This window comes from bacterium (genome assembly GCA_040753555.1).
Lineage (GTDB): Bacteria > UBA9089 > UBA9088 > UBA9088 > UBA9088 > JBFLYE01.
Window position 1 is genome coordinate 1 of sequence record JBFMDZ010000046.1, and the last position, 13,680, is coordinate 13,680.

At 38.4% G+C, this 13,680-nt stretch carries 14 protein-coding genes; all 14 read left to right on the plus strand.

Annotated elements, in window-relative coordinates; translation table 11 throughout:
- Window positions 1-201 (plus strand): hypothetical protein (locus AB1630_05485; protein MEW6103254.1); only part of this gene is annotated, 201 nt, incomplete at its 5' end.
- Window positions 194-757: a type 4a pilus biogenesis protein PilO gene (pilO, locus tag AB1630_05490; GenBank protein ID MEW6103255.1), complete on the plus strand. Its 564-nt coding sequence runs from the start codon at window positions 194-196 to the stop codon at window positions 755-757. The genes AB1630_05485 and pilO, both read left to right, overlap by 8 nt.
- Before the next feature lie 228 nt (window positions 758-985).
- Window positions 986-1,408, plus strand: a complete 423-nt coding sequence (locus AB1630_05495) for a hypothetical protein (GenBank protein MEW6103256.1) — start codon at window positions 986-988, stop codon at window positions 1,406-1,408.
- A gap of 61 nt (window positions 1,409-1,469) precedes the next feature.
- The gene (locus AB1630_05500; protein ID MEW6103257.1) at window positions 1,470-3,170 is read left to right on the plus strand and encodes a hypothetical protein; all 1,701 of its coding nucleotides are present in this window, start codon (window positions 1,470-1,472) and stop codon (window positions 3,168-3,170) included.
- The gene (locus tag AB1630_05505) at window positions 3,171-4,223 is read left to right on the plus strand and encodes a type IV pilus twitching motility protein PilT (GenBank protein MEW6103258.1); all 1,053 of its coding nucleotides are present in this window, start codon (window positions 3,171-3,173) and stop codon (window positions 4,221-4,223) included. It begins immediately after the preceding gene.
- A 2-nt stretch (window positions 4,224-4,225) separates the two neighbouring features.
- The gene (locus AB1630_05510) at window positions 4,226-5,833 is read left to right on the plus strand and encodes a GspE/PulE family protein (GenBank protein ID MEW6103259.1); all 1,608 of its coding nucleotides are present in this window, start codon (window positions 4,226-4,228) and stop codon (window positions 5,831-5,833) included.
- Between the two features lie 370 nt (window positions 5,834-6,203).
- Window positions 6,204-7,436, plus strand: a complete 1,233-nt coding sequence (locus tag AB1630_05515) for a type II secretion system F family protein (protein ID MEW6103260.1) — start codon at window positions 6,204-6,206, stop codon at window positions 7,434-7,436.
- A gap of 541 nt (window positions 7,437-7,977) precedes the next feature.
- Window positions 7,978-10,152, plus strand: coding sequence for a TonB-dependent receptor (locus AB1630_05520; GenBank protein MEW6103261.1), 2,175 nt, complete (start codon window positions 7,978-7,980; stop codon window positions 10,150-10,152).
- Window positions 10,153-10,165: 13 nt separating this feature from the next.
- On the plus strand, window positions 10,166-10,834 hold the full coding sequence (locus AB1630_05525) for a MotA/TolQ/ExbB proton channel family protein (protein ID MEW6103262.1): 669 nt from the start codon (window positions 10,166-10,168) through the stop codon (window positions 10,832-10,834).
- Window positions 10,824-11,234, plus strand: coding sequence for a biopolymer transporter ExbD (locus tag AB1630_05530; protein ID MEW6103263.1), 411 nt, complete (start codon window positions 10,824-10,826; stop codon window positions 11,232-11,234). The genes AB1630_05525 and AB1630_05530 overlap by 11 nt, the downstream gene beginning before the upstream one ends.
- Before the next feature lie 7 nt (window positions 11,235-11,241).
- Entirely contained in the window at window positions 11,242-11,907 is a 666-nt protein-coding gene (locus AB1630_05535) for an energy transducer TonB (protein MEW6103264.1), read from the plus strand.
- A 9-nt stretch (window positions 11,908-11,916) separates the two neighbouring features.
- Complete coding sequence (locus AB1630_05540) at window positions 11,917-12,099, plus strand: hypothetical protein (protein ID MEW6103265.1); 183 nt, start codon at window positions 11,917-11,919, stop codon at window positions 12,097-12,099.
- A 24-nt stretch (window positions 12,100-12,123) separates the two neighbouring features.
- The gene (locus AB1630_05545; GenBank protein ID MEW6103266.1) at window positions 12,124-12,792 is read left to right on the plus strand and encodes an isoprenylcysteine carboxylmethyltransferase family protein; all 669 of its coding nucleotides are present in this window, start codon (window positions 12,124-12,126) and stop codon (window positions 12,790-12,792) included.
- Window positions 12,782-13,408, plus strand: a complete 627-nt coding sequence (locus tag AB1630_05550) for a methyltransferase domain-containing protein (GenBank protein MEW6103267.1) — start codon at window positions 12,782-12,784, stop codon at window positions 13,406-13,408. Before AB1630_05545 ends, AB1630_05550 begins: the two co-directional genes overlap by 11 nt.
- The last annotated feature ends 272 nt before the right edge of the window (window positions 13,409-13,680 follow it).

Here is a 13,680-nt window from a genome sequence, read left to right on the forward strand (position 1 = left end):
GATGGTAGTAATACATTTTTGCTTGAGGGCTCAGGGGTTTCTGCTGCCTCCATTACTAAATTTGTCGGAGAACTGGAGCGTCTTGAGGTTATCCAGGAGGCAAAACTCCAGAGCATAAATGAAAAGGAAGTTACTCCTGAAAGCGAAGGATTGTTTTTGTATGGGTTTAAGATAAAGGTGGTTTTGAAGGAAAATGGTTAAGAAAAGACTGACCAAACTCGAACAAATGGGAATTGTTGCCTTAATAGCGGTAATAGCCTGCTTCTTTTATGTTAAAAAAGTCTATGAGCCTGAGTGTAAGAAATTTAAGGAACTTAAAGGAGAATGGGACAAGTTGTCTAAAGAGGTTAAGGGGTTAAAATGGCAGGTGCCAAGCAAAGATACTTTTTCTTCCATCCAGGAAGAAGAATTAGAGAAGGCAAAATCCGAGCTCAAAAAGGCAAATTTTATATTAGTCAATGAAAAGGGGTTAGCAGAGACTCTTATCCAAATTAGCCGCTTGACCAAGCAATACAATCTTAAGATTAAAGAAATCTCGCCAGCAGATGAAAAGGAACCTCAAGATAAAAAAGGGCTTTCTCTAAACAGAACTTTGCATAATTTGGTAATGGCGGGCAACTTTTTAGATTTTAAGAATTTTTTAAAAGAAATCAAAAGCTTATCAAAACTTGTTACGATTGAGAAAGTATTAATCGAGCGCGAAAGTGAAGGAGAAAATTTAAAGATAATTTTGTTACTTGCAATTTACTATAAATAATCGTATGTGTTTAGCTAAAGCTAAACATAATTGTAAATTGCAAATTGTAGATTGCAAATTGTAAAATGAAATGAGGAACGAAGAAGTTTTGATTTAGATTTTGTATTTTAAAAAAATTTACAATTTAAAATTTACAATTTAAAATTTGCAATTAAAGAAAGCGATTTTTGGCTCTTTAATGAGGAAGTTCAATACATATTAAGGAGACTAAACATATACAAATAATCTATGAATGTATTAGTTATTATTTGTTTTTTATATCTGGGAGGCGCTGTTTATGGCGAAAAAAATACGGCGGATACGATTCAAACTGCATCCCTGAAAGAGCGGGATCCTTTCAGTTTGAGTAGAGAACTTCTTAAGAAAACCGTATCAGACAACTATGTCTCTTTTACAGGAGAAGGACTGGCAGGTTTTAATTTACCAAACATTGAGATTACCGGTATTATGGTTGTTGGCAGTAATACAATGGCTACAGCAAATATTGAATCACTTGGTGATGTGGTTCTTAAGCCCAATGACAAGATAGTAGTTAAGTCAGAAGGTTCGCAAAAAAACGCTTTTATTTCTTTTCTTATAAAAGAAATAACACCAAACGAGTTAGTTATTATTTTGAAAGGAGGACAAGAGGTTCACCAGCGCTTCCGATGATATTAGTGTACAAGAGCACAAGCGTATTTGTGAACTATTGAAGAGGTAAATGAAGATGAAGATGTTAAGAAAAATAATGTATGTAAGTTTAATTCTATTTGTATGCGGGGGTTTTCTTGCTGAGGGGTTTAATCCAGGAAAATCTCAAAATATAGAAGAGGAAAAAATCAGTGTCTTTGATTTTAAAGAAACGCCAATGTCCGATGTGCTTAAGGTATTCACAGACTTAACCGGCAAGAATGTTGTTGCAAGTGAAGAGATTATGGATTTTAAAATAACCCTCTTTTTAAAAAGGGTAAGCCCTCAAGAGACGCTCAAGACAATGTGTAAGCTTTATAATCTCTGGTTTAGCGAAGAGGATAATGTTATTCGGATTATGACCACTGAGGAGTATGAAAAGGAGTTGACTATTTGCTACGACGAAAAGATAGTTGTGCACAGGCTTAAATACGCCTCGTGTCTTGCCGTAGCTAATTTACTGGATAATCTATTTGGAGACCGCATTAAATATGTTGAGCCAGGGGAAATAGAAAGCTATAGCCATGTGGGAACAGAAAAAGGAGCGCGTGGGGGCAGAGGGGGAGGAGGAGGTGGTGGGTATAAAGCCCAAACTGCACGAGAAACCTTTGTTGCTGGTAGTAAAAGAGAAAGCGAAGAACTCACTTCAAAGGTAATTGAAGAACTTGAAATGAAGAAGAGCGAACAAAAGGAAATAGAATTAGAGGATATCCTTAAGGCCAAACAGGAAAAGGCTATTGTCTATTTAACTGTTTTTCCCCGTAATAACTCTATAGTCTGCCGTTCGGTTGATATGAAAATTTTAAGTGATATAGGTGATTTTATCAGAAAGATAGATACTCCTACCTCGCAAGTCTTACTCGAAGGAAAAATCTTAGAGATTACTTTAACTGATGACTTTAAGTCATTTTTTGATTTTGATGTTAAGCCTGGTTCAGGTAAGCATATTGCCGATACAGGTGGATTTACTCCCTTAGAATCACCTACCCTTATTTATCAATTTGTGGATGAGCAAGTAAAGGTTCGCATGGAAATGTTTAAAGAAAATAAGCAGGTCAAGATTATTGGCACGCCAATGATTCTTTGCGCTAATAATGCACCAGGAGAATTTTTTATCGGAGAAGAAAGACCGATTACTATTAATTATGAATATGAGATTCGGGAGTTTGAACAGCGGACTGCGGAAACTGTGCGTCCGGTTATTAAGCTTAAGGATATTGGGACAAAAATTACCATTACTCCTTCCATTAATGAGGATAAAACCGTAACTATGCGTTTTTTGGCTGAAGTTGATAGCGTTAAGCCGGGTGGAGCAAACATTAGCCTTGTCAACCAAGAAGGAAAGGTAATTACTTTGCCCATAGATACAGTTAATACCTCTCGGGTGGAAAATATTATTATGGCCAGTGATGGCCGCACATTGGCTATTGGGGGACTTATAAGAGAGACCGACTATGGTTATGAGCGTAAAGTTCCCCGTTTGGGAAATATTCCTTTATTAGGGTTTTTCTTTAAGAAAAAGGACTTAGCGAAAGAAAAGACAGAGACTGTTTTTTTGATTACCCCGCATATTATGATGATGCCTGAAGAAGCTAATGCCATATCGGATAAGACAATTTCCGACCTTTCCGAGCACCCTTATGTTAAGGAGGAGCAGAAAAGGCTCTTAGACTATGATAAGGAAAATAAAGAGCTTAAGCCCACAGGACAAGATAAAAAAGATACGAGCAAAGACAAAAATTAAATGGATATATTTGAGCTTCTCCATTTGACGATTGAGAAAAAAGCATCGGACTTGCACCTTACTTGCAATAGCCCGCCCTTGTTACGTATTCATGGAGAACTGATCCCTGGTAAAGGCGAAAAACTATCTTCCAGTGAAACTGAAGAGATGATATTTCAGTTGCTCTCACAAGAACAAAAAGAGATATTTAAAAAAAAGCATTCTGTTGACTTAGCCTATAGCTTTAAAGATATAGGCCGTTTTCGTATAAATGCTTACTATCAAAAAGGCACAGTGAGTGCTGCTTTTCGCAATCTTCCTGACAGAATATTCAGCCTTACCGAATTGGGATTGCCTGAGAGTCTTCATCAACTTTCTGATTTGCGTGATGGAATGGTTTTGGTTACTGGGCCTACCGGCTCTGGTAAAACTACAACTTTGGCTACACTTATTGATATGATAAATCAGACCCACGCCTGTAACATCATCACCATAGAAGACCCAATAGAATATTTGCATACCCATAAAAAGAGTATCGTTAATCAGAGAGAACTTTATGTTGATACTGATTCGTTTGCCGAAGCAATGCGTTTTGCCTTGCGGGAAGACCCGGATGTTATCCTGATAGGTGAAATGCGCGATTTAGATACTATGCGTACTGCTATTACTGCTGCTGAGACGGGACATTTAGTTTTTTCAACCCTTCATACCCGAGACGCAGCATCATCTATTGACCGAATATTAGGGGTTTTTTCACCCGTTGAGCAGCAGCATGTCAGGCACCAGCTTTCCGAATCGCTAAAGGCGGTAATTTCACAACGATTACTAAGGTGTGCGAATGGAGATGCCAGAGTTCCTGCAGTAGAGATAATGATTGTTACTAAAGCAATAACTAATTTAATACGTGTGGGCAAGACCGAGCAGATATATTCGGCTATAGAAACAGGGGTGGGTTTTGGGATGCAGACAATGGAACAGTCATTAGTGAATCTTTATCAGCAGGGAAAGATCGATAAAGAGACTGTTTTTAAAAACGCAAGAAATATAAAAGTTATAGAACGAAGAATTGCTTAAAAATGCTTGGTGAAGTACTGATAGAAAAACAAATTATTACTAAAGAGCAACTAAACGAAGCTTTAAAAGTCCAGAGAAAAGACAAAGGGTCTTTAGACCAGATACTGGTTAAATTAGGATATTGTTTGGAGGAAGATATTGCCCGTGTTATAGCTGAAATATATGGATTACCTTATATAGAATTAGAAGAGATAGAATTAGACTCCTTTGTAATACAGTCTATTCCGACTAACCTTGCCTTCAGGTATAATATTATCCCGATAAAAATAGAGGAAAATATCTTATATCTCGCCTGTGCAAAGCCGTTAGATCCCCAGGTCATTTCCAATTTACAAAGATTAACTAGTAAACAGATTGCTTTCTATATCGGTGCTGACTCTGTTGTTAGTTCCTTGTTAAAGAGGTATTATACGGATAGTGCGGCGCCTTCAGAAAAAACACTGATTAAAGATGAATCTGTTAGCGATATTTTAAATGGCTTAGTTTGTAAAGCCTTAAAGTTTAGGTCTTCAGATATTCATTTTGAGCCCCAAAGGGAGAGATTGCGGGTAAGATTTAGGATTGATGGGGTATTGAATGAAGCAGATTCTTTGTCACAAGAACTAGCCCTGCCGCTTATTTCCAGAATAAAAATTCTCTCTGGGTTAGACATTGCTGAGAAACGCGCTCCCCAGGACGGAAGTTTTGTTTTTGAATATATGGATGAGTCTATTGATATTCGAGTTTCTATTTTACCTAATGTCAATGGAGAGAAGGCCGTTTTGAGACTTCTTCCTTCAAAAAGAAAAATAATTACTTTAGAATCTTTAGGCATGGAGAAAGATACTTTAGAAGAATTTATCTCATTGATTAAAAGGCCGCATGGTATCATTCTTATTACAGGGCCTACAGGTAGCGGTAAATCCACTACTTTATATGCCTCGCTTTTGCTTATTCGCTCTGTTGGTGTTAATATTACTACCATTGAAGACCCTGTAGAATATCGTATTGAAGATATTACCCAGACACAAGTAGACCATGTTAATAAGATTACCTTCCCTAAGGCACTCAAGCATATTTTGCGTCAAGACCCTGATATTATTATGGTTGGTGAGATTCGCGACAAGGAAACGGCAGATATTGCTTTAAGAGCTGCGCTCACAGGCCATTTAGTCTTTTCCACTTTGCATACAAATGATGCCGCCAGTGCACTTACCCGCCTGGTTGATATGGGGTGCGAACCCTATCTTATCAGCTCTACTGTTTGTGCCATTGTTGCCCAGCGATTGGTGAGACTTAACTGTGAATTTTGTAAAAAAGCCTTTAACCCTACACAGGACGAACTGGAAAAGTTTGGGCTAAAAGATATTAAGGTGAAGGAATCGTGGTTTCGTGCTTTAGGATGTCGGCATTGCCAGAAAACGGGATTTAGAGGTCGAATCGGTATTTTTGAATTGCTTAAAGTAGATAATTTCATTCAGAAAGAGATTATCAAGAAATCTTCTGCAGAAAGAATTAAAGAAGTGGCTGTATCTTGTGGTATGCGCACATTACGGCAGGATGCTTTTCTGAAAGTAGAGCACGGTTTGACTTCTTTGGAAGAGGCAATAAGGGTTACGCTGGTGGATTAAAAATGCGTACATGTTTAGCTTCGCTAAACATTGTAAATTGCAAATTGTAGATTGCAAATTGTAAAATGAAGGAAAAATGTTAGAATTTTGATGTGTGATTTTTAAATTTTAAGAAAAAATTTACAATTTAAAATTTGCAATTTAAAATTTACAATTAAACAAAGCGATTTCTGGCTCTTTAGCATAAAGGAAGCTCAACACATATTAAAGAGCTAAACACATACAAATTTTGATGTGTGATTTTTAAATTTTAAGAAAAAATTTACAATTTAAAATTTGCAATTTAAAATTTACAATTAAACAAAGCGATTTCTGGCTCTTTAGCATAAAGGAAGCTCAACACATATTAAAGAGCTAAACACATACAAAAATGCCAAGATTTTTTTATACTACCATAGACGGAAAAGGGAAAGAAGTTTCAGGGACACTTGAAGCCGTCAATATCAATGTTGCTGCCGGTAATCTTCGTAGCCAGGGTAAGATTATAACTTCATTAAAGGAAGCCGACGATGTAATAAAAGAAGAAAAAGATGCATTTTCTCTCTCACCTCTTGATCGCTTAAGTTTTATTCGTTCATCAGATATAGTTATACTTTTTCGTCAGCTTTCCGCTCTTATTACTGCCGGTGTTGCCTTGACTAATTCTTTACAGATACTTCAGAGGCAGATTAAAAAAAGAAAATTGAAACGGATATTGGGCCAGATTTTAGGTGATATTGGAGAAGGCTTAAGCTTTGCCAATGCCTTAAAGAAACACCCCAAAGTTTTTTCTTCCTTCATTGTCAATATGATCGAGACAGGAGAAGTGGGAGGAACGCTGGATATAATTTTGGAAAGTATTGCGAATTACTTAGAGGAACATTCAGCATTTCGTATACAGGTTATTACCAGTTTCATTTATCCAACCATTGTAATTGTAATGAGCGTTATTGTAGTAATTTTCTTAGTCGGCTTTGTTATTCCTAAGTTTTTGCCCTTTCTAGAGGCCAGGGGAGAGAAATTACCCTGGAACACACAATTTTTGATTGATAGCACCCGATGGTTAAGGAGCTATTGGAAACATATTGTTTGTGTAGTGGCAGGGACATCTCTGGGAATATATTTTTTAAGCAGACTCGAGGTATCTCGATACTGGATAGACAGGATTAAAATAAGAATTCCCGTTATTGGCCCTATCTTTGTTTATTCGGTGGTAGTTCAATTTTCCAGAAATTTGGCTTCTCTTTTGACCAGCGGGGTAAGTATGTTGGAATCGCTGCGGACAGTTCGCAATACCCTTGGCAATTATGCGGCTATGCAGGTGATGGATATTATGGAAATGCGCATTACAAGAGGCGAAAACCTTTCTGCTTCTGTTAGAGATGCCTCTTTTATATTTCCGGCTATGGTAGCTGAGATGATAGCCGTAGGAGAAGAAACAGGTGCAGTGGGTGATGCTTTGAATGTAACCGCTCAAATTCATGAAAAACTATTGCAGACTTATATTAAGCGAATGAACTCTTTGATTGAGCCCGTGTTGATTCTTATTTTGGGAGGCATAGTCGCATTTGTAGCTTGGGCCCTTATCGCTGGTATTCTGACTCTGTATGGAGCATATAGATAGATTGTATGTACGTGTTTAGCTTCGCTAAACACAATTGTAAATTGCAAATTGTAGATTGCAAATTGTAGATTGCAAATTGTAAAATGAAAGAGAAATGTTAAATTTTGATGCAGATTTTTAATTAAGAAAATTTACAATTTAAAATTTGCAATTTAAAATTTACAATTAAACAATTCGTTTCTGACTCTTTAATGAGGAAGCTCAATACATATTAAGGAGACTAAACACATACGATTGTATAGTTTTATTCGGTTGTAGCCAGATTGATATACATTTCTCAAAACAGAGGGGAAGGTTCTTGCTTTTCTGCTTTATTGTAAAAAACAAAAAAATACTTGACACAAAAAATACTTTTATTGTAAAATTTTATAATTGAGATTGAATTTCAATTACAATTGGAGATTGAAAATGAAAATCAAAAAGAAAATATTAAAAAAAGAGGTGAGATTATGAAAGATGATTGTGAATTTCCACTATAAGGCAAGGAATAGTGGGAATTTTAAAGAAGGCCTTGCAAATCTTTAAAAAATGGAGGTGCATTATGTTAACAAGGTTAACAAAAACAATGCCAGCAATCTTGGCAGGAGTGATAGGGTTCTACCTATCCCAATCAGTTTTAGCAGAGGAGGCTATTGAACTGGAAAAGGTAGTGGTAACAGCCACTAAAGGCGAAAGGGTATTAAGAGATGTCCCTGTGCGCACTGAGGTGATTACCAGTAAGGAGATTGAAGAAAAAGGGGCAACAAATCTTTACGAGGCTTTAGAAGGAACACCTGGAATAAGGGTAGAACAACAATGTTCCTATTGCAACTTCAGCGTTTGCAGAATGCAGGGATTAGAAGCAGGCCATGTCCAGATATTGATTGATGGACAACCGGTATATTCCGGGCTGGCATCCGTATATGGCCTGCAGCAGGTGCCAACGGCAAATATCGAGCGTATCGAGGTAGTAAAAGGTGCAGGGTCTGCCCTTTACGGAGCAAGTGCTATTGCCGGGGTGATTAACATCATCACTAAAAAGCCAACTAAAGAGCCTACAATGAATGTAAGTATGAGCTTTGGGGAGCATAAAACCAATAACTATGAGATATTTGCCTCTACTAAAAAGGCAAATATGGACATAACGCTCACGGCTCAGAAGACCACCGGTGATGAAATCTTAGAGCCTGACCCAGGCCTTTCAAAAGAGGACGAACGATTGACTGATCGAGTAAGGACTGACAATATTACGGGTGGAGTAAAGATAAACTGGCACGATGTGCTTGGAGATGACAAGCTCAGTCTTTCCGGAAGAACCACAAATGAGAAGCGTCAAGGTGGCAATGTAGACACATTTGAAAATTTCTATGCCGAAAAAGCAGAGCATATTAAGACTACACGCTATGAAGCAGAAATTGGTTACAGAAAGAATCTTGCAGAAGACCAAATGGTAAATCTTAACCTCAGTTACTGCACCCATTATCGCAATGCCACTAATGATTCCTTTGTGAGTGACTATAGAAACACTCATGATGGCGCACTTCCACCCCTAGATGAAATGCGACCCTATCTGGCAGATGAAGGACTTTGGGTGATTGATGCAAGCTATGCCTTTGCAGTTGGAGGAAGGCATCGGCCATTGATCGGAGCACAATATTTGCACAATAAGTTAGAGGAATCAGGTAAGTATGTAATTCTTGTAGGTCCAGACCCAGCTACTGGAAGTACCTATCTCTCCACAAGCAAAAAGAGTGCGGATGAGATAGGGATTTATCTCCAGGATGAGGTATCTCTAATAGATACTTTGGAGCTGGTAGTAGGGGCAAGGTATGACATGCATAACTCAGAGGATGATTTTGGTGGCTCTGGTGATGCTGCTCCCAAAGACAGAATTAAGCTTGAGTATGACGAAACTGCCTTTAGTCCAAGAGCGGCGTTAATGTATCGGCCAAATCCTCAGATTACCGTTCGCACAAGTCTTGGCACAGGTTTCCGTGTCCCGTATGGATTCAGTGAGGATTTGCACCTTTGCAGTGGCTCACCAAGGGTTTATAAAGGTGCAGGCTTAAAACCTGAAAAGTCAGTAAGCCTAAATTTTGGCGTAGATTATGGGGTAGAAAGATATAGATTATCTGCCAATATCTTTCGCACAAACCTGAAGGATAAGATTGGCTTTACTGATGCCAGTGAAAAGGCTACAAGCTTAGGATATACCTATGAGTGGGCAAATATAGGGGACGCCTATACCCAGGGTGTAGAATTGGGCTTGGTAACCCGCTTAGCCAAAAACCTCAATCTTGATGGCAATTTGAGCTACACTGATGCCCAATACAAGAAGGAACGAAAGGATTGGGTGAATGCTCATGGAGGTAAATATGCCTCTGTCAGTAAATATATTCCTCGTGTTCCAGAAATCACAGGAGGTGTCAAGTTAGATTACAGCCCGCAAGACTGGAGCTTTGTCTTAGACTGCAACTACACGGGTAGGATGTATATTGATTATTGCCAGGAGGAAGATGTAGAGAAGCCTAATAGCAAAATCAAGCATACAGACCCATTTGTAGTAGTCAATAGCAAGATATCCAGGAGTTTTCCAGGTTATGGACTTACGCTCTTTGCAGGGGTAAAGAATCTTACGGATGTAGTACAAGATGAGAAGCATCCGGATGATGCGGCATTTATGTACGCACCTTACACCGGCAGGATGCTTTACAGTGGAATGGAAGTAGGATTTTAAAAGGAGGTTTTTTATGCTTGAGTTTATTTCAAAAGGTGGGGTACTAATGTACCCCATTTTTCTGTGTTCGATAGTAGCTATTGCTATTATTTTAGAGCGAGCGTACCACTTTTTTCGGATAAGGACAAATGTATCTCAATTCTTGCTTAAAATCGAAGAGGCACTGCAAGCTAATAAAATAGAATCTGCCTTAAGGCAGGCAAAAAACACTCCTGGTCCGGTAGCCTCTGTAGTGGAAGCAGGGATAAGTAATAGGCAAAAAGATGCAGATAAGTGGGAAAAGGCAGTAAGTGGAGTAGGGACGAAGGAATTAGTCAGGTTAGAAAAAAACCTGCGTATATTGGGAATTATTGCCCATGTATCGCCCCTTTTAGGGCTTCTGGGGACAGTAACCGGAATGATTAAGGCGTTTATGAAGATACAAGAGTTAGGTGGTAGGGTTGATGCCTCAGTTTTAGCCGGTGGTATCTGGGAGGCACTTCTGACTACTGCTGCTGGACTATCTGTTGCTATACCTGCTATGTTTGCCTATCATTATTTTGAAGGCAAGGTGGATAATTGTGCTATTGCCATGAAAGAGGCTAGCCTACTTGTTTCTGAATGGTTGGGAGTCGGAAAGCCAAAAGAAGAAGGCAAAAGTTATTCTGAACATTCAGGGGAAGATGTGGACTATGGAATTTGAGCGAAGAAAACGAATAAGCCAACACCTGGATATTGCTCCCTTAATAGATATAGTATTTTTGCTTTTGATATTTTTCATGCTTACTGCTAATTTTATCATGCAGCCTGGAATAAAGATTACCCTTCCGCAAGCGAAAACCAGTCAGCCGCAGGAAGAAAGGATTGTTGTGTTTATAGGTGAGGATAGCCAGATTTATCTTAATGAAAAACAAGTGGATATTTCGCTTTTAGAAGATGCTTTGAGAATAAAATTACAAGAAGTGCAAAAGAAAACCGTAGTTATCAAAGCAGATAAAAAGATAGACCTTGGGTTGGCAGTCAGGGTGATGGATATTGCTAAGGGAGCAGGAGCAGAAGGATTGACAATTTCAACTAAAAAAGGTGATGAGGATGTTAAGTGATCATCCCTTGAAAGTTACCATTTTTGTTTCTATTCTTATCCATATGCTGTTTTTGGGGATACCAAAGGGGATATTAAAATTCCTATCACCTGAGGTTGAAGCATCCAGAGACTTTATAGCCCAAATAGAAATAGAAAAACCACCACCGCCACCACAAAAAATAGAAATACCTAAACCGAAACCGGAACCCAAACCTAAAGAAATAGAACCAGAAGAGGTTGTTGAAGCACCAGAGCCTAAGCCTTTGCCAGAAGAGGTTGTTGAAGCACCACAACCTTTAACCGAAAATGAGTCTGTAATTGACGCAGTAAAAGTAGAAGAACCTCAAGTTACTCCCCAACCAGTTGAGCAAGTAACCATTGCGAAGATTGATCTTGCTAAGATAGCGCTTCAAAACTATCAAAGAAAGGTTAGAAACAAGATCGAGCAGGCAAAAAGATACCCTGCTTTTGCCAGAAGGAACGAGATTGAGGGGGTAGTTAAGGTTAGATTTACGATTCTTTGGGATGGGAGTGTAGACAAAATAGAGATATGTGAGCCTTCAGGCAGCAGTCTTCTTGATGAAGCAGCCTGTAGCACCATCAAGCGCGCTGCTTCTTTTCCACCTATACCAGAAGAGGTAGGCAGGAACGAGCTCCAGATGCAGGTGAATATTGAGTTTAAATTAGACTAATTTTGTAGAATGAAACTCCATAAGATTGAAAAACTCTTTATGAATAACCCGAATTGGCTTGGCGGTCTTGGGCTTGGATTGATCTTGCAGTCAATCCTTGAGAGTAAGTTTTTGTTTTGGATAGGCGTCGTTTTTCTTGCATTTGATGCAGTATCTCATATCATAAACTGGCTTGCTGCAAGAAAATATTGAAGTTAATTCAAGGTTTTTAGGCAAATGACAAAACCAAAAGGAATGGTAAATGAAATATTGAAGAAGGGTGATCTTACAGCCAGAGAAATAAAGGAAGAGCTCTGGAAAAAGGATATTAGCTTCGTAAGATCGTATGACAGACCTGCTTCCATAATATTCTATCCGCTTGTTGTTTTATGGCTTATTCCTGTGATTGCTAAATACTCTGGCTGGAGATTCTTAAGCTCCTTTGCTCAATTACAAAGGATAGACTTCCCGTTAGTCGTAATAATCATAGGAGCGATTTTCTTTATCGCTGCAGTATCTCTGGATGTAAAAATTGCCTTCCTAAGGAAGAAATTAGGAGGATGCAGGGATGTTCATGAATCAGTGGTTATCGTCAGGGAAGGTCCCTATAGAGTTGTTAGACATCCAGGCTATCTTGCTGAATTGATTTGGCTTCCCTTAATTCCCATAATTCTCAGTGAATGGGTGCCTTTCACAATCTCTGCAATACCTGGGATTGTATACATTATCGGCCTATTGGTATACCTTATTAGGGAAGAGGATAACTTTAACATAAAGAAATGGGGAGATGAATACCAACAGTATATAAAAGAAGTTCCTGCAATTAATTTCATAAAAGGATTATGGAATATAAGGGAAAAGAAGAAGCAGTTGATAGAGAAAGGAGGGATTCAAAATGGAGGATAAGGAGTCAATAAAAGAGATTTTTGAAAGATGGGCTCATGGAGGTATGGGAATTTCGATGGAGTGGTTCCATCCCCCTCTCCATAAATGGTGGCTTAAGAGATTGGATTTATCTGAGGACAGCAGGGTACTTGATATTGGCTGCGGAACAGGATGGGCTTCACGGATGGTGGCCAAGCTAATTCCCAATGGTGAAGTAGTTGGGATTGATATCGCTGAAGGCATGATCGAGATAGCAAAGCAGAAGGCAGACGATCATCAGAATATATCGTTTAGGATTGCCAATGTAGAAAATATCCCCTATCCGCATGATTATTTCGATTGCCTCATATCTATTGAATCGTTTGGCTGGTTCCCTGACCCTGAGGCAGCCCTTAGGGAGATGAAAAGAGTGTTAAAGATCGGAGGTAAGTTTTATATAGCGGACGGGTATAACACTTGGATAAATCGTCTTCTAATAAAAGCCTTTAAACCTTGGATGCCTGGTATAGACAAATATAATCTCTATGCAGAAGATCATATTAAGCAGCTTGTTGAGAATGAATTCAGTGATATTTATCAGGAGGTCTCAAGATGTATTTTATTAACAGTAGGAACTAAGACAAAATCTTCTCTTTGATTCTTTTCGGAAAAGTGTTTTAGCGCATGAGAGGTGATTCATTATGAACGAGAAGATGACAAGGTGGGGAATGGATCTAAATTTACAATAATATCGGTTACTTATGGAATCATAATTCTTATTGTACATCTCATTTATCTTCCTTATGGATATTATTGCTTCTGAGTTGATGTGGCAATTTTTCGAAAAGCATCCTATGCAATAATAAAAGAGAGTTAAATAGCAAAATTCCCTTGAAAAATCTATAAATTAACTACAAGTCCCAAATTGTG